The organism is Bradyrhizobium sp. Arg237L (assembly GCF_029990105.1).
Taxonomy (GTDB): Bacteria; Pseudomonadota; Alphaproteobacteria; order Rhizobiales; family Xanthobacteraceae; genus Bradyrhizobium.
Genome location: NZ_JAQMIL010000003.1, coordinates 24564 through 47495, shown reverse-complemented (window position 1 = coordinate 47495; position 22932 = coordinate 24564). Strand labels below are relative to the sequence as shown.

Genomic DNA, 22932 nt, shown 5'->3' with positions numbered 1-22932 from the left:
GCCAGACACAAAACCGACGGGGAGGAATTCTTGAGATGAGCGATCCGCTCCATGCGTTTCCACCGGTGTGCGCGCAGACGCTGCGGGCGCTGGCACGCTATCCCACGCGCACCGCCTTCAGTTGGCCTGATGGATCGATCACCTACCGGGGCACGACCGACCTGGTCGGGCGGATCCAGAACGTGTTCATGCGGCTCGGCTTCGCGCCCGGCACCCGCGTCGCGCTGCTGAGCGCCAACCGCGCCGACGCCTGGTGCGCCGGCGTCGCCGCGCAGCTCGCGCGACTTGCGATCACCTGGCTGCATCCTCTGGGATCGCTGGACGATCAGCTATTCCAGATCGAGGATTCGGACGCGCAGATGCTGATCATCGATGCCGCGACCTTCCGCGACCGCGGCGGCGATCTCGCGGCGAAAGCCACGAATATCAAAACCGTGTTCACGCTCGGCCCCGCCGATTACGGCATCGACCTGTTGCAGGCGATCGAGCAGGCGGGGCACGCTACCGCGCGCTGCCTGGCCGGACCGGACGACATCGCGACGCTGAACTATACCGGCGGCACGACAGGCAAATCCAAGGGCGCGCTGCGCCATCACCGCGAATATGGCGGCTTCGCCGGCGCGATCCTGGCCGATTTCGAAATCCCCGACACGCCGCGTTATCTCACGGTGGCGCCGACCAGCCATGTCGCCGGAACGAAAGTGCTGCCGACGCTGATGCGCGGCGGCACCGTGCACATGCTGAGGGGTTTCGATCCCGAGGCCGTGCTCAAGACCATCGAGCGGGAGAAGATCAACTTCACGCTGTTCGTGCCGACCATGATCTATGTGCTGCTCGATCATCCCTTGCTTGATAAGACCGATCTCTCCTCGCTCGAACTGTTGCTTTATGGCGCCTCGGCGATGTCGCCGAGCCGGCTGGTCGAAGGCATCGAGCGGATCGGGCCGGTGTTCTCGCAGCTTTACGGCCAGACCGAATGCTATCCGGTTTCGGTGCTGCGCAAGGCCGACCATGATCCGAAGACGCCCGGGCTGTTCCTGTCCTGCGGCTTCCCGATCGCCGTCTGCGACGTGAAGATCCTTGATGACAATGACGAGGAGGTCGCAACCGGCGAAGCTGGCGAGATCTGCGTGCGCGCGCCGCATGTGATGGCGGAATACTGGAAGCGGCCCGATACGACAGCGGAGACGCTCAAGAACGGCTGGCTGCATACCGGCGACATCGCCCGCGCCGATGAGCGCGGCTACATGTACATCCTCGATCGCAAGAAGGACATGATCGTCTCCGGCGGCTTCAACATCTTCCCGCGCGAGGTCGAGGACGTGCTGTCGCAGCACGCGGACGTTGCGATGGTCGCGGTCGTCGGCGTGCCCGACGACAAATGGGGTGAAGCGGTCACCGCTGTTATCGTCGCCCGCGACGGCGCGCGGCCGGATGCGGATGAGCTGATCAACCTGGTGAAAGCGAAGAAAGGCTCGGCGCATGCGCCGAAGCAGATCCGCTTCGTGAAGGAATTGCCGATGACCGGCGTCGGCAAGGTCGACAAGAAGGTGTTGAAGGCAAGCTTCTGGACCGGCCGCGAGCGGATGGTGGGATGACGCGCGTGCGCTCGAGACGCGCGGCAGCATCTCCGATAGGTGCGCCGCATCGCTACGCGACGTCATTGCGAGGAGCGTAGCGACGAAGCAATCCACGCCTCCGCGTGCGTCGCTATGGATTGCTTCGCTCCGCTCGCAATGACGTGGAGAGAGCTGGGGTAACGCTCACCGCAGCAATTGGTCCAGCCGGTCGCGCAACTGATCCTGGTGGTAGGGCTTCGCCAGTCGCGGCAGGTCGACCTGCACGCCGTCGGGCAGTTCGGCATAACCGGTGGCGAGCAGGATCGGCAGTGACGGGCGCACTTTTCGCGTGGCGGCGGCAAGCTCGAGCCCGGTCATCCCTGGCATGACGTGATCGGTCATCATCAAATCGAGCGGCTGCTCGCTGCGAAGGATGTCAAGCGCGTGCAGGCCTGAGGTGGCGCCGATCACGCGGTGGCCGAGATCCTCCAGCATCTCCGTGGTCGACATCGCGATCAAGGGATCGTCGTCGACGAACAGGATCACCGCGGAGCGCTTGAGCTTTCGCGACGGCGGCGCTGGGCTCGCTGCTTCCGCCAGGACCGTCGCAACCGGCAGCATCAGCGTTGCGGTGGTGCCCTGGCCTTCGATGCTGGAAAGCTGCAGCGTGCCGCCGAGTTGCACGGCGAGCCCATGCACCATCGACAGTCCGAGCCCGGTGCCCTTGCCGAGCGGCTTTGACGAGAAGAACGGCTCGATCGCGCGCTTCAGGATCTCCGGCGACATCCCACTGCCGGTATCGATCACCGACAGCTTGAGATAACAGCCCGGCATGAGCGACGGATCCTTTACGGCCTGATCTTCCGACACCTTGATGTCGATTGCGCCGCCATCCGACATCGCATCGCGCGCGTTGATCGCGAGATTGAGGATCGCAAGCTCGAGCTGGTTGGCGTCGATCCGCGCCGGCGGCAGGCCTTCGGGCAAATCAAGGTGCAATGCGATCCGCGGCCCCAGCGAGCGTTCGAGCAGATTGCTCATGCCCCGGATCAGCGCACGCAGATCGACCGGCTCCACGCGCAGGTCCTGCTGCCGGGCGAAGGCGAGCAGCCGCTGCGTCAGCGAGGCGCCGCGCTCGGCCCCCTGCATTGCGCCGTCGATGAGGCGATGCAGGCGCTGGTCGCTCGGCAGGCGCTTGCGCAAGAGCTCGAGATTTCCCATCACCGCCATCAGGAGATTGTTGAAGTCATGGGCGATGCCGCCGGTGAGCTGGCCGATAATCTCCATCTTCTGCGCATGGCGGAGCTGCTCCTGCGCCTTTTCGCGCGCGGCGACTTCCTTCAGGAGGTCGGCGGTGCGCTGCTCGACGCGCTGCTCCAGCGTCGCCGTCAATTCCGAAAGCGCGGTACGCTCGGCTGCAAGCTGCGCCAGCAGGTTTTCGCGCTCGATCTCGGCGGTCTTGCGCAGGGTGATGTCGGAGCAGACACCGACCAGCGATTTGAGACTGCCATCGGGCCGCCGCACGGCGCGGGCGCGCACGTCGAGCCAATGCTGCGAGCCGTCCGGCCAGATCACCCGGTATTCGATCGCGTAATGCTTGCCGGTGCGGATGCTTTGCGCCAGGACGCCAAGACGCCGCTCGCGGTCGTCGGGATGCACGGCGTCGAGCAGCTCCGGGTAGGTGAACCGCTCGCTCGTGCGGCGCCCGAAATAGGTCTTGCAGATGTCCGAAGCCTCCAGCTCGAATTCCGGCAAATGCAATTCCAGCGCGCCGAGCTGGCCGGCGTTGAGCGCGGTCTGCAGCAGGCTCTCGCTTTCGGTGAGGTCTTCGAGGATGGCGCGGGTCTGGTACTGGCGGCGTCGGCCACGCACTGCGGAGCCGACGATGCTCGCAAGCGTGGTGGGATGAAACGGCCGCTCGATGAAGGTGACATTGCCCAGGATCTTGCCGAGCCGTACCGCGCCGGGATCGCGCTCGGGGCTGCCGCCCTGGGTCAGAAGCACGATCGGGAAATCCGACCATGCCGGCTGATCGTTGAGCCATCGGGTCAGGCCGGTCAAATCCGCTCCCATGATCGCGTCATCGGCGATCACGGCGAGCCCCGCGCCGCTTGCGATCTCGCGCCTCAGCGCGGTGAGATCGCCGCAGATGTTGGCATAGTAGCCCGCCTCACGGATCAGGCAGGCGGTCTCGACCGCTTCACGCTCGGTCGAAGCAAGGACCACCGCGCGTTCGGAGGAAGGACCCGGCCTCACGGTACGCTCCGGGCTAAAAAAGACTTGGCTGCAATAGGATAGGAAGCGACGACGGCTGACGCTTGCCCGGCAGCGAGCGTCCGTCCGCCGGCGGCTAAATCAACGCACTTCATGATGGCCCTCAACGAGGGGCCAAACTCGCCCGGCCTCGAAGCGTTCCAAGGCGATGAAGCAATTTTTCGCCGCGTTACCTTAGCGCTTCTCAATCACCAGGCTTTGCACGGCGCGGCCGAAATAGCCGCGCTCGTCGGCGAGCCGCGACATCGCGAGCCCCGCCCCATCGGGTCCGATCCAGCTTTCGCCATCGAGCAGGATCCACTCGCCGACCGGTTGTCGCGAAAGGCTCACGGTGAGGTCGGCATTGATGAAGGTCCACTCCCGGAAATCGAGCGTGGACGAGGTGCCGTTACTGAAATCGGCGGCGACCACCGCGCGCATGGCCTGCGACACCGGCGATCCCGCGATCAGCGGCCGGTCGACGCGAAACCAGATCGCGGCAGGACCAACCATGCCGAAGCGGCCGCGCGCGGCGCGCATCGAGATGCATCTGGTGAACGGGCTGCCGGCGTTATCGGCAGGCTCGAACATCGATTGATCGGGGCCGGGAAGCCCGAGCGGCAGGTCAACGACATCGGGCGGCAATGCCTGCGCCTGCGACTTGATCCGCAGCACGGAGGCCGCGACCACAGGCACGCCTTCGGCCAGGAGCCGCACGCCGCAGAGCTGGATCTTGCGGCCCTCGCGCAAGATCTCGGTCTCGATGGTGAGCGGCGCGACCGGCACCGGCCGCATCAGGTCGATGGTGACGCGCGCGATCTGCATCGGCACCGGCGTGAGCAGGGACTCCGCGGCCCACACCACCAGCGCCGCAGGCGCGGAACCGTGCTGCATCTGCGGATGCCAGGGGCCGGCGGCATCCGGGCTGGTGACGACTTTGTTGCCGTCAACGCAGAAGATGGGGTCCATGATAACTGGGCCTATTTGGTGCCGAACATGCGGTCGCCGGCATCGCCGAGGCCGGGCAGGATGTAGCCGTGGTCGTTCAACCGCTCATCGATGGCCGCGGTCCAGAGCGGCACATCGGGATGCTCCCGCTGAAAATGCGCGATGCCCTCAGGGGCGGCCAGCAGGCAGACGAAACGGAGGTCACGGGCGCCACGCTTTTTCAGGAGGTTCGCACCGGCGACGGCGGAATTGCCGGTCGCCAGCATCGGGTCCATCAGGATCGCGGTGCGATCGGCCAGATCGTGCGGCGCCTTGAAGAAATATTCCACCGCTTCCAGCGTCTCGGGATCGCGATAGAGCCCGATATGCGACACGCGCGCCGACGGCACCAGCGCGAGCATGCCGTCCAGGAATCCGACGCCGGCGCGCAGGATCGGGGCAAAGGTCAATTTCTTGCCTGCGATCATCGGCGCCTTCATCGGCATCAGCGGCGTCTCGATGTCGACCAGTTCGAGCGGCAGGTCGCGCGTCACCTCGTAGCAGAGCAGCATGCCGACCTCGTTGACGAGTTCCCGGAAACTCTTGATCGACCGGTCGCGCTCACGCATCAGCGTGAGCTTGTGCTGCACCAGCGGATGGTTGACGACGTTGACGGCGGCGGCGCTCATGGCGGTATTTGTCGCACAGGGTCGCTGCCCGCATCAAGGGTTCGTGACGCCGCGCCGGTGCACGGATGGCCCTCGCCGCCGGGTTATCCAAGACGACAAGCGGAAGCCGTTCGCCTTCACTTGCGAATATTTGCCGATTGCATAGACCGCACCGATTTCGAAGCGTGCGCTGGCTTGGGAATTCCGCCCGCTTTTCGCGCCACGGCCGACGGCAGTTCTTCCCGCAGCAGATCGATGAAGGCACGCAAGCCAGCGGTCATGTGTCGATGCCGCGGGTAATAGAGGCGCAATCCGGGAAACGGCGGCGTCCAGTCTTCAAGGGCCGCGCGCAAGCGGCCACAGGCGAGATGATCGGCGACCCACCACTCGCTCACGAAGATGAGGCCGAAGCCATCCAGCGCGGACTCGACCATCAGGGCATCGTTATCGAGCGTCAGCCTGCCCGGCACGTCCAACATCACCTCCTCGCCGCGCTTCTCGAACTCCCACCGGTACAGCTTGCCGCTGGGCATCCGCCTGCGAACACATTCATGGGCAAGCAGATCCGAAGGCGAGCGCGGCACCGACATCCGTTCGAAATAGGACGGCGCGCCTACCACGAGGAAACGCGAGTCCGGCCCGCAGGGGACCGCCACCATGTCTTGCGGAACGGCCTCGGCAAGCCGAATACCCGCATCAAAGCCTTCCGCGACAATGTCGATGTGACGGCCTTCCATGGTCAGTTCGACCTGCATGTCGGGATATCGCCGCAGGAATTTTGCAACGACAGGCCGCAAGATCTGATGGCCGGCGCGCTCCTTCAGGCTGATGCGCAGCGCGCCCGCCGGCGTGTCGCGGAAGACGTTCACGTCTTCCATGGCGCCGGCGATCTCGCGCAACGCCGGATTGACCCTTGAGAGGAAGCGCTCGCCCGCCGCCGACAACGAGACGCTGCGCGTCGTGCGGTTGATGAGGCGAACGCCAAGCCGCTTCTCCAGCCCTGCCACCGCATGGCTGAGGGCCGATGGCGAGATGCCGAGCTGCGTGGCCGCCGCGCGGAAACTGCGGTGGGCCGCGATCGCGGCGATGGCGTTCAGTTCGAAAAGGCCAGCATCGATCATTGTTCGATATTCTGCATCAGGTCATGTCAATTTATGCCGATTGTTGCATTAATCAATCCGCCTATCTGTGATCCGGGATTTGGGCCGAAAGGACATCACAGATGGCAAAGACATTCCTCATCACAGGCGTTTCCACCGGCTTCGGCCGCGCACTGGCCGAAGCTGCCCTGCGGGAAGGGCACACGGTCGCCGGCACCGTGCGGAAGCAAAGCGACCAGGAGAATTTCGAGAAACTCGGCAAAGGCGCGCACGCCGTGATTCTCGACGTCGCCAACACCAGCAGGGTCGCCCCTGTGGTCGCGGAGATCGAGCGCAGCATCGGCCGGATCGACGTGCTCGTGAACAATGCCGGCTATGGCCACGAAGGCATCCTGGAAGAGTCCTCGATCGAGGATTTGCGCCACCAGTTCGAGGTCAACGTGTTCGGCGCGGTGGCCATGATGCAGGCGGTGCTGCCCTACATGCGCAAGCGGCGCTCCGGGCACATCCTCAACGTCACCTCGATGGGCGGCATCATGACGTTTCCCGGCCTGAGCTACTACCACGGCAGCAAGTTCGCGCTGGAGGGGATTTCGGAGACGGTCGGCAAGGAAGTGAAGGACCTTGGCATCAAGGTGACGGCGATCGAGCCGGGCGGCTTCCGCACCGACTGGGCGGGACGATCGCTGGTGCGGGCGGCGCGATCGATTTCCGACTACGACCAGGTGATGAACCCGGCGCGCCAGCGCCGCATGGAATATAGCGGCAAGCAGATCGGCGATCCCGCGAAGGCCGCGCAAGCGATGTTGAAGGTCGCGATGTCGGATGATCCGCCCGCGCATCTTCTGCTTGGCAGCGACGCCGTGCGGCTGGTCGAGGAGAAGATCAAGGCGCTGCAGGCCGACTTCGAAGCGTGGAGGGACCTTTCGCTTTCCACCGACGTTGCCTGATCAGGAAAGCACTGGCGGTCCCGTGCGCAACGCCGGGACCGCCAATTGATTGATCACAATGCCGGATCGACCGCTTCCTCGTATTCCTTCTTGAAGCGCGCGATCAGTTCGGCGGCGGGTACGATCTTTTCGACGCTGCCGACACCCTGGCCTGAGCCCCAGATCTCCTTCCAGGCTTTCGGCTTCGCCCGCTCGCCGGAGGCGTCGGTGCCGAAGCTCATCTTGGAGGGATCGGAGGCCGGCAGATTGTCCGGGTCCATGCCGGCGGCGACGATCGACGGCTTCAGGTAATTGCCGTGCACGCCGGTGAACAGGTTGGAATAGACGATGTCTTCGGCGGCCGAGCCGGTGATCATGCTCTTGTAGCCTTCGACCGCATTCGCTTCTTTCGTCGCGATGAAGGCCGAGCCGATATAGGCGAAGTCGGCGCCGAGGATGCGCGCGGCGCGGATCGCCCTGCCGTTGCCCATCGCGCCCGACAGCGCGATCGGACCGTCGAACCACTGCCGCGTCTCCGCAACGAAGGGGAACGGCGACAGCGTGCCGGCATGGCCGCCCGCGCCGGCCGCCACCAGGATCAGGCCGTCGGCGCCCTTCTCGATCGCCTTGTGGGCGAACTTCTGATTGATCACGTCGTGGAAGACGATGCCGCCCCAATTGTGCACGGCCCGATTGAGCTCCTCGCGCGCGCCGAGCGAGGAGATGATCATCGGCACCTTGTGCTTCTCGCAGAGCGCGAGATCATGATCGAGCCGGTTGTTCGACTTGTGCACGATCTGATTGACCGCGAACGGCGCCGAGGGCCGTTCGGGATGCGCCCTGTCATAGGCCGCGAGCTCTTCCTTGATGCGCCCCAGCCATTCGTCGAGCAACTCCGGCGGCCGCGCGTTCAGCGACGGAAACGATCCGACCACGCCGGCCTTGCACTGCGCGATCACGAGATCAGGCACGGAGATGATGAACAGTGGCGCACCGATCACTGGAATCGACAGACGGCCCTTGAACAAGGCAGGCATGGACATCAGAGAAGATCCTTCGATTAGCTGGGAAGCGAGACTAGGCCAAAGATGCCAGACATCATACCAGCAAGGCAATCTTTCCAGTGTCAAGTATTGCGTTTTCCCGCTATTGCCGTAGCCCGGGTGGAGCGGAACGCGTAACCCGGGACGTCTGTGTCCGCATCTGCGAGCGGACCCGGGTTACGCTGGCGCTCCAGCCGGGCTACGAGAGCTACAGAGCGCTATTGGCAGATCGCCCGCGTGACGAAATTTTCCGTCCGGCAGTCATTGGGTCTGCGCTTGTGGCCGGGAACGAACACGATCGGCGAGCATTTCTCGGCCGCATCGGTGTCCAGGCTCTTGCCTTCCTTGTAGCCCTTGCTCTGGCAGAGCTTGTCGGCGCCGGCCTTGCAGTCCGGCGCGCCGTTGGCTGCGACCAGGCAGGCCGCGCGGCCGGTGACAATCAATGACGGTCTTGTGAGAGCAGACAGGCCCTCGCCCGCATCCTTGGCGCGGGCGTTGAGATCATCAACCGTCTCGCCCGGACTCTTCAACGACGGCAGGATCGACTTGGACTTTTCGAACAGCTTGCTGATCTCGTTGATGAGGCCCAGGTTCTCCTCGCGCTCAGGCGGCGCAGCTTGGTTTGGCTGAGGCTGGGGCTGTGACTGGACACCGAGCGAGATTGGAGGCGCGGCTTGCGCAAAAGCGAGATCGGAGGCGAGCATCAGCGTCGACACGACAACGGCCGCCTTGGCGACGGGCGGTCCGATGCGAAACGAAAGCTCGACTCGATCAAGCATGCCGAAGCGTAACCCGAGGACGACGACACGGCAAAGCGCTTTGCGCCACACCTACCACCCTCATCCCGAGGAGCACGCTTAGCGCGCGTCTCGAGGGATGGGCCACGGGCTCGATTGGGCCTCATGGTTCGAGACGGCGCTTCGCGCCTCCTCACCATGAGGGGAGAGAGTTCTCGCGCGCGCTAAACCAGCTTGAAGGCGATGTAGAAGCCGAGCACCAGCACGATCGCGCCGATTGCGACCCAGAAGCCCAGCCGCTTCTCCAATTCCTTGCGGATGAAGTCGCCGTAGCGGTTGAGCAGGACCGCGACAATGAAGAAGCGGCCGCCGCGCGCGACGATGGAGCACAGGATGAACAGCCAGATGTTATAGCCGGCGAAGCCCGAGGTGATGGTGACGAGCTTATAGGGGATCGGGGTCAGGCCCTTGAGCAGGATGATCACCGCGCCCCATTCGGCATAGGAGGCGCGGAAGGCGTCCACCTTGTCGCCGAGGCCGTAGATGGTGATCAGCCAATGGCCGACCGAGTCATAGAGCAGCGCGCCGATGGCGTAGCCGAGCACGCCGCCGGCGACCGACGCGACCGTGCAGACGGTGGCGAACCACCAGGCGCGCCTTGGCTGCGCCAGCGACATCGGCAGCAGCATGATGTCGGGCGGAACCGGGAAGAATGAACTCTCAGCGAAGGCGACGGCGGCCAAAATCCACAGCGCGTAGGGTTTGTCGGCGGCGTCGATGCACCAGTCGTAGATCCGTTTCAGCATGGGCGCGATCAACCATCATGGAGCGCATTTGTCCATGCCGGCAAAAGAGGATTGTTGGCGGGTCAGCGCCGCTTCCGCAGGCTGCTTTCGAGCGCGACAATTCGCCGCCGCACGACCGGCTCGGCCGACGGCTTGGCCAGTCTGGCTCCGGTCTTCGGCAGTTTTTCGGCGATTCCGAGTAAATGCTCGCGCCGTTCCATCTCTTTCCAGACATCCTCCGGCTTGACCCCAGCGGCTGCCCACAAAACAGTCAGGTTATAGAGAAGGTCGGCGCTCTCGCGCACCACGGCGTCGGTCTTGCCGCTGAGGGCGTCGATCACGACCTCGATCGCTTCCTCGGCCAGCTTCTTGGCCATTTTTGACGGCCCGCGCTGAAACAATCGGGCGGTGCGCGACGTCGCCGGATCAAGATGCCGGGCCGCGAGAACCGCCTGATAGAGCCGATCGAGCGAATCACTCATTCCTCAAGCCTAATTCAAACCTCTGGCCAGCGTGTTAACATGCTGGCCAATGGGCGAAAAAAATCCACCGGCCGCGCGGGCCGGTGGCCTCATCTCGATCAAAATCGCGTTTACCAGCTCGCGAGCGGGTGACCGCGATAGTACGGCACGCCGCGGCCATAGCCGCCGCCGTAGTAATACGGGCCGCCGCCATAATAGGCCGGGCCACCGTAATAGACCGGGCCGCCACCATAGTAGCCGTAGGAATCATAGTAATCGCGGCGGTTCTGGGCGGCGGCGATCGCAAGCCCCGCGCCGACGATGCCGGCAAAGGCTGCCGCAGCGGCCGCGCCGCCACCGCCACCGCGATAATATCGCCGGCGGGCGCTGATATCGGTGACGTCGCTGGTGCCGGTCTGCGCCGTGACCTTCTTGGCCTTCGGGGCCGAGCCCGCATAGGCCATCGACGGCTCGACCGCCGTCAGCGCGACCGCCGCGACGGTAGCCAGTGCGGCTGCGCGGCCGATCGATGAAAACACACCTTTTCGCGCAAACATCTGAGTAGTCCTCCGTGGAAGCTCGGCCCGTCGGGCCACTCATAGCCAACCACGGGTGCGATCCTAAGTTCCCCAAACCAAACGCAGGCTGAACGATCCCTGGCGAAATCGTGGCAGTCATCAAGCATTCAGGTTAGAAGCGGCAGAATGGCACCGCTGAACGGGCGAAAACGCGCGTTCGGTGTCACGAAACAGACATACCCAGCGCGACAGATTGTCTCGCGTCTCCTGACGTCATCATGCGCGTAACCCTGACCTCCACCCGCCGCGATTTCCTGGGCCTTGCGATCGGCCTCGGCGCCAGCCTGTGCTCTCGCGCAAGCCGCGCACAGAGCGCAGGCGCCGCCAAGCAGCCGATCACGATCCAGCTTACGCTCGACCGCCCGATCGACGCCGCGGTGTCGCCCTTCGTGATGGCAGGCGTCGGCGGATCGTTCGGCGCGGAGGGGCTTGCGGTCACCACCAACATCGCGGGCGGATCGCAGGACGCGATCGGGCGCGTCAGCGCGGGGATGAGCGATTTCGCGCTGGTCGACATCAACACGCTGATCCGCGCGCGCGACCGGAATGGCGCCGCACCGGTCAAGGCGATCTTCGTGCTGTTCAACCACGCGCCCTACGCCATCATCGCGCGCAGGAGCCGCGGCATCCGTGCGCTCTCCGATGTCGAGGGCAAGAATCTCGGCGTCGCCGAAGGCGATCTCTCGATCCGGCTGTGGCCCGCGGTCGCCAGGCAGAACGGCATCAAGCCGCAAAGCGTGAAGCAGAACAGCATCAGCGCCGCGGTCCGCGAGCCGATGCTGTCGGCGGGACAGGTCGACGCGGTTACCGGCTTCTCCTATCTGTCGGCGATCAACCTGCGCGATCGCGGCGTGCCGGCGGACGATCTCGCAGTGCTGCGCTTCGCCGACTACGGCTGCGAGGCCTATGGCGCCGCGCTGATCGTCAACCCGAACTTGGCAGCCGCCAAGCCCGAGGCCGTGAAGGGCTTTGTGCGGGCGGTGATCACGGGAACACATCTTGCGATCAAGGAACCCGCACGAGCGGTCACCGAAGTGGTGAGCCGCATGGATGCCGGCTCACGCGAACTGGAATCCGAGCGGCTGCGCGCCATCATCGGCGACAACATCCTCACCGCGGAAGTGAAGCAGCACGGCCTCGGCGGCATCGATACGGTCAGGTTCGAGCGGTCGATCGACCAGATCGCGGAGGATTTCAAATTCCAGAAGCGGCCGACCGCGGCGGATATTTTCGATGACGCATTCCTGCCGCCGGCCGACGCGCGCGTGGTGAATTGAGCAAGAGTAGCGCCGCGCCCGTCGTTGCGAGGAGCGACAGCGACGAAGCAATCCACGCCTCCGCAAGCGGAGATATGGATTGCTTCGCTCCGCTCGCAATGACGTGGAGAAACGGCGGGAAAGAGCATCGCGCTCTGGTTCTTGCCCGCGATCCCGGATTAGAATGGCGGCATGTCGCTGCTTCGTCTTTATGTTCGCGTGCTCGAATTGCTCGGCAAGGAGGCGCGGCTCGGCTGGATCCTGGCCGGCGCCAATCTCTTGCTCGCCTGCGCGCAATTCGCCGAGCCGGTGCTGTTCGGCAAGATCGTCGACGTGCTCTCGGGCAAGCCGGTCACCGGACTGATCGCGTCCACCTCGCCATGGCCGCTGCTCGCGGCCTGGGTCGCGTTCGGCCTGTTCACGATCGGGTGTAGCGCCATCGTGGCGCTGCATGCCGACCGGCTCGCGCATCGCCAGCGGCAGGCGGTTCTGACCGATTATTTCGAGCACATCCTGCAACTGCCATTGACCTTTCACACCGGCACCCATTCGGGACGGCTGATGAAAGTGATGCTGAACGGCACGGACGCGCTGTGGCGGCTCTGGCTCGGCTTCTTCCGCGAGCATTTTGCCGCGATCCTGTCGCTGGTCGTGCTGTTGCCGCTCTCGCTCTACATCAACTGGCGACTCGCGATCCTCCTGTTCGCGCTCTGCGTCGTCTTCACCGTGCTGACCACGCTGGTGGTACGCAAGACCCACGGCATGCAGAGCGAGGTCGAGGAGCACTACAGCGATCTCTCCGCGCGCGCCTCCGACGCGCTCGGCAATGTGGCGCTGGTGCAGAGCTTCGTCCGCATCGACTCCGAGGTGCAAGGCCTGCGCTTCGTCGCCGACAAGCTGCTCGCTGCGCAGATGCCTGTGCTGTCATGGTGGGCGCTGGTGACCGTGATCACCCGTGCCTCCACCACCATCACCGTGCTTGCGATCTTCACGGTCGGCATCGTGCTGAACCAGCAAGGACTGACCTCGGTCGGCGAGATCGTGATGTTCGTCTCCTTCGCGACCATGCTGATCCAGAAGCTCGAGCAGGTGGTGGGCTTCATCAACAACGTGTTCATGGAAGCGCCGCGCTTGAAGGAATTTTTCAACGTACTGGACGCGGTGCCGGCGGTGCGCGACCGTCCCGGCGCGATGGATGCAGGCCGGCTGTCGGGCCTCGTCGAATTCCACGACGTCTCCTTCTCCTATGATGGCAAGCGGCCGGCAGTGGAAGATCTGACCCTCACCGCGCTGCCCGGCCAGACCATCGCGCTGGTCGGCCCGACCGGTGCCGGCAAGTCGACCGCGATTGCGCTGCTGCACCGCGCCTTCGATCCGCAGTCGGGCATCATCAAGATCGACGGCATGGATATCCGCGCGCTGAAGCTGACCGCGCTGCGAAGGAACATCGGCGTGGTGTTCCAGGAGGCGCTGCTGTTCAACCGCTCGATCGCCGAGAACCTGCGCGTCGGCAAGCCTGACGCCACCGACGAGGAACTTCGCACGGCAGCGGCCCGGGCACAGGCGCTGGAATTCATCGAGCGCAGCGAGAAGGGATTCGACACCCATGCCGGCGAGCGCGGCCGCATGCTGTCAGGCGGCGAGCGGCAGCGCCTGTCGATCGCCCGCGCGCTGCTCAAGGACCCGCCGATCCTGATCCTGGACGAGGCCACCAGCGCGCTGGATGCCGTCACCGAGGCCAAGGTCAACGCCGCTCTCGATGAAGTGATGAAAGGCCGCACCACCTTCGTGATCGCGCATCGCCTCTCCACCATCCGCCACGCCACCCGCATCCTGATGTTCGACAACGGCAGGGTGATCGAAAGCGGAACTTTCGATGAACTCGTCGCAAAAGGCGGCCGTTTTGCCGATCTCGCGCGGGCCCAATTCATGGTCCAGGAGAACGCGCGAGCAAGCCTGCAGGCGGAATAGGCCGCGCTTCACCGGCCGCGGAATTGTCGAAATTCGGCCGATTTCGTCCACGATTAAATAACCCGGCCTCTGTTCTCCAAAAGCGACCCGGTATAGGGTTTGCACCGCCGCAAAATTGGCCGGCGCCGGACACGCTTGAAACCGGAACGTCACATCTGAAAGCCCCAACTTGTTCACGGCGGGGCTCCAAGAACCGGACCAGGATCAGGATAGTGCACCTTCTTCGCCCGCTGCTTCGCCGATCGCTTCTCCTCCTCGTCGCCGCCGCGGCCTTCGCGCTCGCGCCGCACGCGACCAAGGCCGAGGCGCTGCTGGTGGTGGAAGCCGATAGCGGAAAGGTGCTGCAGGCCGACAACGCGACCATGCCCTGGTATCCGGCATCGGTCACCAAGCTGATGACGACCTATGTGACGCTGAAGGCGGTGAAGGACGGCCGCATCTCGCTCGACACGCTGCTCACGGTCTCGCCGACGGCGGCCTCGCAGTCACCGTCGAAGATGGGTTTTCGTCCGGGCACGCAAGTGACCGTCGACAATGCGCTGAAGATGATGCTGGTGAAGTCGGCCAACGACATGGCGGTCGTGCTCGCCGAAGGCGTCGGCGGATCGATCGACGGCTTCTCCGCGATGATGAACGACACCGCGCAGAAGCTCGGCATGACGCAGACGAGCTACGTCAATCCGAACGGGCTGCCGGCGGACGGCCAGATCACCTCCGCGCGCGACCTTGCGATTCTTGCCCGTGCCATCATCCGCGATCTCCCGGAATACGAATATTTCGTGCACATCCCCTCGATCCGCTTCGGCCGCCGGACCACGCAGAACTTCAACCGCCTGATAGGCCGCTATCCCGGCGCCGACGGTTTCAAGACCGGCTTCATCTGCGCCTCCGGCTACAACCTCGTTGCGTCGGCGACGCGCGACGGCAAACGGCTGATCGCGGTGGTGCTCGGTGCCTCGTCGGGCCGGATGCGCGCGGTGCGCGCGGCGCAACTGCTCGATCGCGGTTTCGCCAATAACAGCCTGTCCTGGCTCCGGCCTTCGCTCGGCACGGTCGAGAGTCTGGCGCCGATCGACGCCACGCCGCCGAACCTGCGCGATGAGATGTGTGGCCCCAAGCGCAAGCGGCCCGCCAGCGACGAGGACGAGGACGCCGTCGCCAGCACCAGCAGCAGTGGAGAGACCGGCGCGACCTTCTTCGCCGCCCTGCCGCCGCCGATCTTCAAGCCGGCCGACTTGCTGGCGCAGCCGGCGGAGCCGTCCGAGCCGGTCTTGGTCTATACCGGCCCGACCCGGACGGGTGCGGCGCTGATCGCCGCGGTCGCGGCGGACACCGAGAAGGACGCGCCAAAGCCGCGCAAGAAGCAGACGCATGTCGCGGCCAAGAAGCCGGACGCGTCTGCCGACGCCAAGTCTGATAGCAAATCGGATGGCAAGTCCGACGCCAAGCCGGCTGCAAAGCAGGCCAAGGCAGATACGAAGGCGGATACCAAGCAAGCCGCCAAGCCGGAAGCCAAGCCAGCGGCGAAGCCTGCCGCCGTCCACCATGCCAATGCCAAGTCGGCCAATGCCAAGTCGGATGGCGCGGCGGCAAAGCCTTCGGAGAAGCCGGCTGCCACCGCGGGCGACAAGCCAGCCGCCAAGCCGGCGAAGCCGAAGGCGGCGGCCAAGCCGAAGAACGACGGCAAGCCGGCCAGTTAACCGCGCCGCAACATCCCCCGATTTGCTGATGCGTCGAACGGGCGCGGGCGGCTTGCCATCGGCCGCCGGCTAGCCCAATACTGCCAAAAAGAAGGCAGTCCGGGCCACGGTCCGGGGACGAGGAGAGGGGATTTCCATGGAGCGCATCTGGCTCAAGTACTACCCGGCCGGCGTGCCCGCCGACATCGACGTCACGCAATACTCATCGCTGGTTGAGCTGCTCGAGGAGAGCTTTGCGAAGTTCGCCGACCGCAAGGCCTTCATCTGCATGGACAAGGCGATCACCTATCGCGAGCTCGACGAGATGTCGACCGCGCTCGGCGCCTATCTGCAGAGCCTCGGCCTGCAAAAGGGCGCGCGCGTCGCGCTGATGATGCCGAACGTGCTGCAATATCCGATCTCGACCGCCGCCGTGCTGCGTGCCGGATACGCCGCCGTCAACGTCAACCCGCTCTACACCCCGCGCGAGCTCGAGCACCAGCTCAAGGATTCCGGCGCAGAAGCCATCATCGTTCTGGAGAATTTCGCTGCCACCGTGCAGCAGGTGCTGGGCAAGACCTCGGTCAAGCACGTCATCGTCGGCAGCATGGGCGACCTGCTTGGCTTCAAGGGCGTGATCGTCAATCTGGTGGTGCGCCGGGTGAAGAAGATGGTGCCGCCGTTCTCGATCCCGCGCGCCGTCGCATTCAACACTGCTGTCGCCGCAGGCCGGGGCATGAAGCTCAACCGGCCCAGGATCACGCCCGATGACGTCGCCTTCCTGCAATATACCGGCGGCACCACCGGCGTCTCCAAGGGAGCCACCCTGCTCCACCGCAACATCGTCGCCAACGTGCTGCAGAACGACGCCTGGCTGCAGCCGGCGATCAAGAAGCCGCCGCATGTCGACCAGCTCTTCATCGTCTGCGCGCTGCCGCTCTACCACATCTTCGCGCTGACCGCCTGCTATCTGCTGGCGGTGCGCGCCGGCGGCGTCAACCTCCTGATCCCGAACCCGCGCGATCTGCCCGGCTTCGTCAAGGAGCTCGCGAAATACCAGATCAACAGCTTTCCCGCCGTCAACACGCTCTACAACGGCCTGTTGAATACGCCCGGCTTCGACAAGCTCGACTTCTCCAAGCTGAAGACCTCCTTCGGCGGCGGCATGGCGACGCAAAAGCCGGTGGCCGAGAAATGGCTGGCGGTGACCGGCTGCGCGCTGTCGGAAGGCTACGGCTTGTCCGAGACCTCGCCGACGCTGACCTGCAACCCCGCCGACACCGACAAGTTCTCCGGCTCGATCGGCCTGCCGGTGCCTTCGACTTATCTCTCGATCCGCGACGATGACGGCAATGAACTGCCGCTCGGACAGGCCGGCGAGATCTGCGCCAAGGGCCCGCAGGTGATGTCGGGCTACTGGAACCGGCCGGACGAGACCGCGCGGGTGATGACCGCGGACGGCTATTTCCGCACCGGCGACATCGGGGTGATGGACGAGAACGGCTACACCAAGATCGTCGACCGCAAGAAGGACATGATCCTGGTCTCCGGCTTCAACGTCTATCCGAACGAGATCGAGGAAGTGATCGCGAGCCATCCGGGCGTGCTCGAATGCGCCGTGATCGGTGTGTCCGACGCCAAGACCAGCGAGGCGGTCAAAGCCTTCATCGTCCGCAAGGACCCGAGCCTCACCGCCGAGGAGATCATCAAGTTCTGCGGCACCCAGCTCACCAACTACAAGGTGCCGAAGCAGATCGAGTTCAGGACCGAGCTGCCGAAGACCAATGTCGGAAAGATCCTGCGCCGCGAATTGCGCGACGAGAAGAAGCCGGCGGCTGCGGCCTGAATTCGCGCGCCAGCGGACGTTCGGACCATGATTGACGTTCGCGATGTCACGCCGGGCGAGATCCTGGCGTTCTGGCGCGCGGCCGGCCCCGATCGCTGGTACGCGGGCGACGATGCGTTCGATGCGGAAATACGCGACCGCTATCTCGAGCTCTGGCGGAAGGCGGCGGGCGGCGAGTTGTCGTCATGGGAGATGATCGACGACGGCGCGCTGGCGCTCGTCATCATGCTCGATCAGTTTCCCCGCAACATGTTCCGCGGCGACGCGCTGACCTATTCAAGCGACGCGCTGGCGCGGGAGGTGGCGCATCGGGCCATCGACCGCGGGGTGGATGCGCGGATCGACCCCGACCTGCTCGAATTCCTCTACATGCCCTTCATGCATTCGGAGCATCTGCCCGACCAGATCCGCTGCATCGAGCTGTTCCGGAACATCGGCAACACGGAGCAGCTCGAATATGCGGAGGGGCACGCCGATATCATCCGGCGGTTCGGCCGCTTTCCTCACCGCAACCGCATCCTGCGGCGCGCGACCACACCGGACGAGCAGGCCTTCCTGGACGAAGGCGGATTTTCTGGATGATGACGGAACGGTGAAGGCGCGCGGCCGTTGCGGTTTTGACGCTCGCGAATATTGTGCCCGCAAGCTGCACGGTCTACAAAACATCAGCTCATTCAGGGAGACTGGACGATGACGATCCAAGTTGGCGGCAAGCTGCCGGATGCCAAGTTTCGCGTGATGACCGAGGAAGGTCCGCAGGTGCGGACCACCGATGATGTCTTCAAGGGCAAGAAGGTGGCGCTGTTCGCAGTGCCCGGCGCCTACACCGGCACCTGCCACAAGATGCATCTGCCGAGCATCTTCCTCAACGCCTACGCCATCAAGGACAAGGGCGTCGACACCATCGCGATCGTCTCGGTCAACGATGCCTTCGTCATGAACGCCTGGAAGCGCGACACCGACCAGCGCGACGAGGCGCTGTTCCTCGCCGACGGCAACGCCGATTTCACCAAGGCGATCGGCATGGAGCTCGATGCCTCCGGCAACGGGCTCGGCATCCGCTCCAAGCGCTATTCGATGCTGGTCGAGGACGGCGTGGTGAAGAAGCTCAACCTCGAACCGGCCCCGGGCAAGGTCGAGGTCTCCGGCGGCGACACGCTGCTGGCGCAGCTCTAAGCTTCCCCCCGTCATTGCGAGGAGCGTAGCGACGAAGCAATCCACGCCTCAGCAAGCGGCGAAATGGATTGCTTCGCTTCGCTCGCAATGACGGACGACGACGGAGAGGCCGTAGGGTGGGCAAAGCGAAGCGTGCCCACCCTTTTTTGCACCGAACGTGGATGGTGGGCACGCTGCGCTTTGCCCACCCTACCAACTACGAACCGCCGACTTTTTCCTTCAGCCGCGCCATGGCGACGCCTTCGCGGGCGAGCTGGTCGGCGCGCTCGTTTTCGGCGTGGCCGGCGTGGCCCTTGATCCAGTGCCAGCGCACCTCGTGCGGCTTCAGCGCGGCATCGAGCCGCTGCCATAGCTCGACATTCTTCACCGGCTTCTTGTCGGCAGTACGCCAGCCGTTCTTCTTCCAGCCGAAGATCCAGGCGGTGATGCCCTGGCGGACATATTGGCTGTCGGTGGTGAGATCGACCACGCAGGGCTTCTTCAGCGCCTCCAGCGCCGAAATCGCCGCCATCAATTCCATGCGGTTGTTGGTGGTATGGGCCTCGCCGCCCTTCAATTCCTTCTCGACGTCGCCGAATTTCAGGATCGCGCCCCAGCCGCCCGGGCCGGGATTGCCCGAGCAGGCGCCATCGGTGAAAACAGTCACATGCGGCTTTTCGCTCACGCCACGCACCCCGCCTGCGTCACGCCGTAGTCGCTGAGCGTCTTCACGCTCTGCTGGAAGCGCAGCTTGCGCACATATTCCAGCGGGTCCTTGGGCTTCACCAGCGCACCTGGCGGCACGTTGAAGAAATCGACCAAACGCGTCAGCAGGAAGCGCAGCGCGGCGCCGCGCGCGAGCAGCGGCAGCGCCGCCTGCTCTCCTTCCGACAACGGCCGCGCCCGGCCATATGCATTGAGGAGCGCGCGCGCTTTCGTCGCGTTGAAGGAATGGTCCGGCTCGAAGCACCAGGCATTGAGGCAGATCGCCACGTCATAAGCCAGGATGTCGTTGCAGGAGAACGGGAAGTCGATCAGCCCCGACAGTCTGTCGCCGAGGAAGAACACGTTGTCCGGAAACAGATCGGCATGGATGACGCCGACCGGCAGATCGGCCGGCCAATTCGCCTCGAGATAGCCAAGCTCACGCTCGACGAAATCGCGCAGGCCCGCCTGCACGCTGTCGGCGCGCGAGCCGGCAAGATCGAACAGCGGCCGCCAGCCGGCAACCGAGAGCGGGTTCTGGCGGAACATCGGGAAATCGAGCCCGGCAAGATGCATCTTCGCCAGCGCCTCGCCGACGGCGCCGCAATGTCCGACATTCGGCCGCCGCGGCCACATGCCTTCGAGGAAATTGATGACCGCCGCCGGCCGCCCCGCGAGCCGGCTAAAGACCTCGCCGTTGCGGTTTCGCGCCGGCTGCGGGCAGCTCACGCCGCGCTCGGCGAGATGCGCCATCAGCGACAGGAAATACGGAAGGTCATCCTCCGCCACGCGCTTCTCGTAGAGCGTCAGGATGAACGAACCGCAGCTCGTGTGCAGCAGGAAGTTGGAGTTCTCGACGCCCTCGGCGATCCCCTTGTAGGAGAGGAGATCGCCGATGTCGTAACCTCTAAGGAATTCCGCTAGCTCTTCGGCGGCGACGTCGGTGTAGACCGCCATAAACGACTACTCGGCGGCGGCTTCAGGACGCAGCGAGCGCGGCAGCGGGAAGAACTCGTTTTCTTCCGCGGCCGAGACGGTCTCGACATGCAATTCAAAGCGCTCGGCGAACGCGTCCATGATCTCTTCGACGATCACTTCCGGCGCGGAGGCGCCGGCCGTGATGCCGAGGCTGCTGATGCCCTCAAAGCGATCCCAGTCGATGTCGCTGGCACGCTGCGCCAGCACCGCGATCGGGCAGCCCTCGCGCTCGGCGACCTCGCGCAGGCGCTGCGAGTTGGAGGAGTTCGGCGCGCCGACCACGATCAGCGCATCGACCACCGGAGCCACCTTCTTCACCGCAAGCTGGCGGTTGGTGGTGGCATAGCAGATGTCTTCCTTGTGCGGCCCGTTGACGTTCGGGAAGCGCTCCTTGAGCAGCGCGACGATCTCGGCGGTATCGTCGATCGACAGCGTGGTCTGGGTCACAAAGGCGAGGTTGTTGGGATCCTTCGGGGTGAAGGTCTTGGCGTCCTCGGCGGTCTCGATCAGGGTCACGGCGCCCGCAGGCAACTGGCCGAGCGTGCCGACCACCTCCGGGTGGTGGGAATGCCCGATCAGGAGGATCTCGCGGCCACGCTTGAAATGGATCGCGGCTTCCCGGTGCACCTTGGTGACCAGCGGACAGGTGGCGTCCAGCGAGAACAAATGGCGTGCCTGCGCATCCGCCGGAACCGACTTTGGAACCCCATGAGCGGAAAAAACCACCGGTGCGGTGGTATTCGCGGGGATTTCGGCCAGTTCCTCGACGAAAATCGCGCCCTTCTTCTTCAGGCCGTCCACGACATATTTATTGTGGACGATCTCGTGCCGGACATAAACCGGGGCGCCGTAGATCGTCAGCGCCCGTTCCACGGTGTCGATGGCCCGGACCACCCCGGCACAAAAGCCGCGTGGCGAACAAAGCACGATTCTCAGGTCTGGTTTGGCTGGCATGGAGCGATCTCGCGACCGAATCACCCCTTGCCGGCGGGCAGGGAACGGTCAGTTGGGTAAGGACTTTAGCCCGACTTGGGCTCGGTTTCGGACGGTGTCAAGGCACTCTAGCAGAACCATTGCGCCACCGGTACCCGAAGGATTATATAGGGCTTAATTCCCGTCATCGCTGATGACCCCCCGGTTTCGCCTCCAAAGAGGTGGGCGAAGCACAAAGGAGATTTGCCATGAGCAACGCACCTCTGATGCCCAAGGCGACCGCCGTCTGGCTACTCGATAATACCGCGCTGACCTTCGACCAGGTCGCCGATTTCACCAAGATGCACCCGCTGGAGGTCCGCGCCATCGCCGACGGCGACGCCGCCCAGGGCATCAAGGGCATGGACCCGATCTCGACCGGCCAATTGAGCCGCGACGAGATCGAAAAGGGCGAAAGGGACCCCAACTATCGCCTCAGGCTCGGCGAGAGCAAGGTGGTGCTGCCGGCCGCCGCCAAGCGCAAGGGCCCGCGCTATACGCCGGTGTCGCGCCGCCATGAGCGGCCGAGCGCGATCCTGTGGCTGGTCCGCAACCATCCCGAACTGAAGGACGCCCAGATCATGCGGCTGGTCGGAACCACCAAGACCACGATCGCCAGCGTCCGCGACCGCACCCACTGGAATACCTCGACGCTGACCCCGATGGACCCGGTGACGCTCGGCCTGTGCTCGCAGATCGAGCTCGACTTCGAGGTGCAGCGCGCCGCCAAGGAGAAGCCAGCCACCGCCACCTATGGTGGCGCCACGCTGCTGCCGGCCTCCGAGACCACGCGGAAGGAGCCGGAGTTCGAGCCCGCCGAGAGAAAGGGCGACGACCTCAACGTCGACGCCGTGTTCGCCAAGCTGAAGACGATCGGCGGCAAGAAGGCGGACGAGGAGGAGTAAGTCTCCTCCGCTTCGAGCATCGGAGATGCGAACGCGGCGGGATAACCCGCCGCGTTTTTGTTTGGAGCGATGCAGCAAGCGCCCTCAGCCGTCGGAGCCTGTCATCGGGCGGCGCTGTGCGCCGACCCGGTGGCGGTGATGACGGCGGATGGCCGCCCTCACGCCTTCTTCAAGAACTCCGTGCGCAGGACCAGGCCCTTGACCTTGTCGGTGCGGCCTTCGATTTCGTCCTCGTTGTCGGTGAGGTGGATGTTCTTGATCACAGTGCCGCGCTTCAAGACCGTGGACGAGCCTTTCAGCTTCAGGTCCTTGATCAGCGTGACGCTGTCGCCTTCGGCGAGCGGCGCGCCGTTTGAATCCCTAACCTTGATGTCCATGTGATGCTTTCCGCGGCGCGCGCTGAGATGGGAATGATCTCTCTTAGC

The 22932-nt window shown here is 64.6% G+C and carries 22 protein-coding genes; 9 read left to right on the top strand and 13 right to left on the bottom strand.

The annotated features are described in order from the left end of the window. Positions 1-35 precede the first annotated feature (35 nt). Entirely contained in the window at positions 36-1598 is a 1563-nt protein-coding gene (locus tag OZ411_RS02365) for an AMP-binding protein (RefSeq protein WP_282526631.1), read from the top strand. Between the two features lie 165 nt (positions 1599-1763). Here the strand turns inward: OZ411_RS02365 and OZ411_RS02360 are convergent, their stop codons facing one another. The 4 genes from OZ411_RS02360 to OZ411_RS02345 all read right to left on the bottom strand — a co-directional run bounded on the left by OZ411_RS02360 (position 1764) and on the right by OZ411_RS02345 (position 6528). After that, positions 1764-3815: an ATP-binding protein gene (locus OZ411_RS02360; RefSeq protein WP_282526630.1), complete on the bottom strand. Its 2052-nt coding sequence runs from the start codon at positions 3813-3815 to the stop codon at positions 1764-1766. 192 nt (positions 3816-4007) lie between these two features. Beyond that, entirely contained in the window at positions 4008-4781 is a 774-nt protein-coding gene (locus OZ411_RS02355; RefSeq protein ID WP_282526629.1) for a thioesterase family protein, read from the bottom strand. Positions 4782-4792: 11 nt separating this feature from the next. Beyond that, positions 4793-5428, bottom strand: a complete 636-nt coding sequence (gene upp / locus OZ411_RS02350) for a uracil phosphoribosyltransferase (protein ID WP_130577466.1) — start codon at positions 5426-5428, stop codon at positions 4793-4795. 116 nt (positions 5429-5544) lie between these two features. Next, positions 5545-6528 (bottom strand): LysR family transcriptional regulator, encoded by a 984-nt coding sequence (locus tag OZ411_RS02345; protein ID WP_282526628.1) that lies wholly within the window; start codon positions 6526-6528, stop codon positions 5545-5547. Positions 6529-6629: 101 nt separating this feature from the next. Between OZ411_RS02345 and OZ411_RS02340 the strand changes: the two genes are divergently transcribed. Continuing rightward, entirely contained in the window at positions 6630-7457 is an 828-nt protein-coding gene (locus OZ411_RS02340; RefSeq protein WP_282526627.1) for an oxidoreductase, read from the top strand. A 53-nt stretch (positions 7458-7510) separates the two neighbouring features. Here the strand turns inward: OZ411_RS02340 and OZ411_RS02335 are convergent, their stop codons facing one another. The 5 genes from OZ411_RS02335 to OZ411_RS02315 all read right to left on the bottom strand — a co-directional run bounded on the left by OZ411_RS02335 (position 7511) and on the right by OZ411_RS02315 (position 11019). Beyond that, positions 7511-8479, bottom strand: coding sequence for a nitronate monooxygenase family protein (locus OZ411_RS02335; protein ID WP_282526626.1), 969 nt, complete (start codon positions 8477-8479; stop codon positions 7511-7513). Positions 8480-8697: 218 nt separating this feature from the next. Then, entirely contained in the window at positions 8698-9183 is a 486-nt protein-coding gene (locus OZ411_RS02330; RefSeq protein WP_282526749.1) for a hypothetical protein, read from the bottom strand. A gap of 257 nt (positions 9184-9440) precedes the next feature. Then, positions 9441-10022 (bottom strand): YqaA family protein, encoded by a 582-nt coding sequence (locus tag OZ411_RS02325; RefSeq protein WP_282526625.1) that lies wholly within the window; start codon positions 10020-10022, stop codon positions 9441-9443. Between the two features lie 62 nt (positions 10023-10084). Beyond that, positions 10085-10483 carry a phosphoribosyl-ATP diphosphatase gene (gene hisE, locus OZ411_RS02320; RefSeq protein WP_130577461.1) on the bottom strand — a complete coding sequence of 133 codons (399 nt, stop codon included), beginning with the start codon at positions 10481-10483 and terminating at the stop codon, positions 10085-10087. Between the two features lie 110 nt (positions 10484-10593). Then, complete coding sequence (locus tag OZ411_RS02315; RefSeq protein WP_282526624.1) at positions 10594-11019, bottom strand: hypothetical protein; 426 nt, start codon at positions 11017-11019, stop codon at positions 10594-10596. 239 nt (positions 11020-11258) lie between these two features. Between OZ411_RS02315 and OZ411_RS02310 the strand changes: the two genes are divergently transcribed. The 6 genes from OZ411_RS02310 to OZ411_RS02285 all read left to right on the top strand — a co-directional run bounded on the left by OZ411_RS02310 (position 11259) and on the right by OZ411_RS02285 (position 18968). After that, positions 11259-12317 carry an ABC transporter substrate-binding protein gene (locus OZ411_RS02310; RefSeq protein ID WP_282526623.1) on the top strand — a complete coding sequence of 353 codons (1059 nt, stop codon included), beginning with the start codon at positions 11259-11261 and terminating at the stop codon, positions 12315-12317. A 171-nt stretch (positions 12318-12488) separates the two neighbouring features. Next, on the top strand, positions 12489-14267 hold the full coding sequence (locus tag OZ411_RS02305) for a glucan ABC transporter ATP-binding protein/ permease (protein ID WP_282526622.1): 1779 nt from the start codon (positions 12489-12491) through the stop codon (positions 14265-14267). 212 nt (positions 14268-14479) lie between these two features. After that, positions 14480-15967, top strand: a complete 1488-nt coding sequence (locus OZ411_RS02300; RefSeq protein ID WP_282526621.1) for a D-alanyl-D-alanine carboxypeptidase family protein — start codon at positions 14480-14482, stop codon at positions 15965-15967. Between the two features lie 136 nt (positions 15968-16103). Beyond that, positions 16104-17792: a long-chain fatty acid--CoA ligase gene (locus tag OZ411_RS02295; RefSeq protein ID WP_282526620.1), complete on the top strand. Its 1689-nt coding sequence runs from the start codon at positions 16104-16106 to the stop codon at positions 17790-17792. A 27-nt stretch (positions 17793-17819) separates the two neighbouring features. Beyond that, positions 17820-18374 (top strand): DUF924 family protein, encoded by a 555-nt coding sequence (locus tag OZ411_RS02290; protein WP_282526619.1) that lies wholly within the window; start codon positions 17820-17822, stop codon positions 18372-18374. Between the two features lie 108 nt (positions 18375-18482). Then, positions 18483-18968, top strand: a complete 486-nt coding sequence (locus OZ411_RS02285; protein ID WP_028168672.1) for a peroxiredoxin — start codon at positions 18483-18485, stop codon at positions 18966-18968. A gap of 196 nt (positions 18969-19164) precedes the next feature. Here the strand turns inward: OZ411_RS02285 and rnhA are convergent, their stop codons facing one another. The 3 genes from rnhA to ispH are packed head-to-tail and all read right to left on the bottom strand — an operon-like array spanning position 19165 to position 21584. Then, complete coding sequence (gene rnhA / locus OZ411_RS02280; RefSeq protein ID WP_130577454.1) at positions 19165-19632, bottom strand: ribonuclease HI; 468 nt, start codon at positions 19630-19632, stop codon at positions 19165-19167. Next, a complete protein-coding gene (locus OZ411_RS02275; RefSeq protein WP_282526618.1) occupies positions 19629-20609 on the bottom strand; it encodes a homoserine kinase in 981 nt (326 codons plus the stop codon). Before OZ411_RS02275 ends, rnhA begins: the two co-directional genes overlap by 4 nt. A 6-nt stretch (positions 20610-20615) precedes the next feature. Next, complete coding sequence (gene ispH / locus OZ411_RS02270) at positions 20616-21584, bottom strand: 4-hydroxy-3-methylbut-2-enyl diphosphate reductase (protein ID WP_282526617.1); 969 nt, start codon at positions 21582-21584, stop codon at positions 20616-20618. A gap of 227 nt (positions 21585-21811) precedes the next feature. Between ispH and OZ411_RS02265 the strand changes: the two genes are divergently transcribed. Further along, positions 21812-22507, top strand: coding sequence for a cell cycle transcriptional regulator TrcR (locus tag OZ411_RS02265; RefSeq protein WP_282526616.1), 696 nt, complete (start codon positions 21812-21814; stop codon positions 22505-22507). Positions 22508-22665: 158 nt separating this feature from the next. On the opposite strand, the gene OZ411_RS02260 is transcribed toward OZ411_RS02265, so the two are convergent. Further along, the gene (locus tag OZ411_RS02260) at positions 22666-22884 is read right to left on the bottom strand and encodes an alkylphosphonate utilization protein (protein ID WP_130577450.1); all 219 of its coding nucleotides are present in this window, start codon (positions 22882-22884) and stop codon (positions 22666-22668) included. Positions 22885-22932 lie beyond the last annotated feature (48 nt).

Bases quoted from the DNA above. Each gene is read 5' to 3' on its own strand.
- OZ411_RS02290 (WP_282526619.1), top strand. From the start codon at position 17,820: ATGATTGACGTTCGCGATGTCACGCCGGGCGAGATCCTGGCGTTCTGG.
- upp (WP_130577466.1), bottom strand. From the start codon at position 5,428: ATGAGCGCCGCCGCCGTCAACGTCGTCAACCATCCGCTGGTGCAGCAC.
- hisE (WP_130577461.1), bottom strand. From the start codon at position 10,483: ATGAGTGATTCGCTCGATCGGCTCTATCAGGCGGTTCTCGCGGCCCGG.
- OZ411_RS02365 (WP_282526631.1), top strand. From the start codon at position 36: ATGAGCGATCCGCTCCATGCGTTTCCACCGGTGTGCGCGCAGACGCTG.
- OZ411_RS02305 (WP_282526622.1), top strand. From the start codon at position 12,489: ATGTCGCTGCTTCGTCTTTATGTTCGCGTGCTCGAATTGCTCGGCAAG.
- OZ411_RS02315 (WP_282526624.1), bottom strand. From the start codon at position 11,019: ATGTTTGCGCGAAAAGGTGTGTTTTCATCGATCGGCCGCGCAGCCGCA.
- OZ411_RS02275 (WP_282526618.1), bottom strand. From the start codon at position 20,609: ATGGCGGTCTACACCGACGTCGCCGCCGAAGAGCTAGCGGAATTCCTT.
- OZ411_RS02285 (WP_028168672.1), top strand. From the start codon at position 18,483: ATGACGATCCAAGTTGGCGGCAAGCTGCCGGATGCCAAGTTTCGCGTG.
- OZ411_RS02265 (WP_282526616.1), top strand. From the start codon at position 21,812: ATGAGCAACGCACCTCTGATGCCCAAGGCGACCGCCGTCTGGCTACTC.
- ispH (WP_282526617.1), bottom strand. From the start codon at position 21,584: ATGCCAGCCAAACCAGACCTGAGAATCGTGCTTTGTTCGCCACGCGGC.
- OZ411_RS02355 (WP_282526629.1), bottom strand. From the start codon at position 4,781: ATGGACCCCATCTTCTGCGTTGACGGCAACAAAGTCGTCACCAGCCCG.
- OZ411_RS02345 (WP_282526628.1), bottom strand. From the start codon at position 6,528: ATGATCGATGCTGGCCTTTTCGAACTGAACGCCATCGCCGCGATCGCG.
- OZ411_RS02330 (WP_282526749.1), bottom strand. From the start codon at position 9,183: ATGCTCGCCTCCGATCTCGCTTTTGCGCAAGCCGCGCCTCCAATCTCG.
- OZ411_RS02335 (WP_282526626.1), bottom strand. From the start codon at position 8,479: ATGTCCATGCCTGCCTTGTTCAAGGGCCGTCTGTCGATTCCAGTGATC.
- OZ411_RS02260 (WP_130577450.1), bottom strand. From the start codon at position 22,884: ATGGACATCAAGGTTAGGGATTCAAACGGCGCGCCGCTCGCCGAAGGC.
- OZ411_RS02325 (WP_282526625.1), bottom strand. From the start codon at position 10,022: ATGCTGAAACGGATCTACGACTGGTGCATCGACGCCGCCGACAAACCC.
- OZ411_RS02310 (WP_282526623.1), top strand. From the start codon at position 11,259: ATGCGCGTAACCCTGACCTCCACCCGCCGCGATTTCCTGGGCCTTGCG.
- OZ411_RS02295 (WP_282526620.1), top strand. From the start codon at position 16,104: ATGGAGCGCATCTGGCTCAAGTACTACCCGGCCGGCGTGCCCGCCGAC.
- OZ411_RS02340 (WP_282526627.1), top strand. From the start codon at position 6,630: ATGGCAAAGACATTCCTCATCACAGGCGTTTCCACCGGCTTCGGCCGC.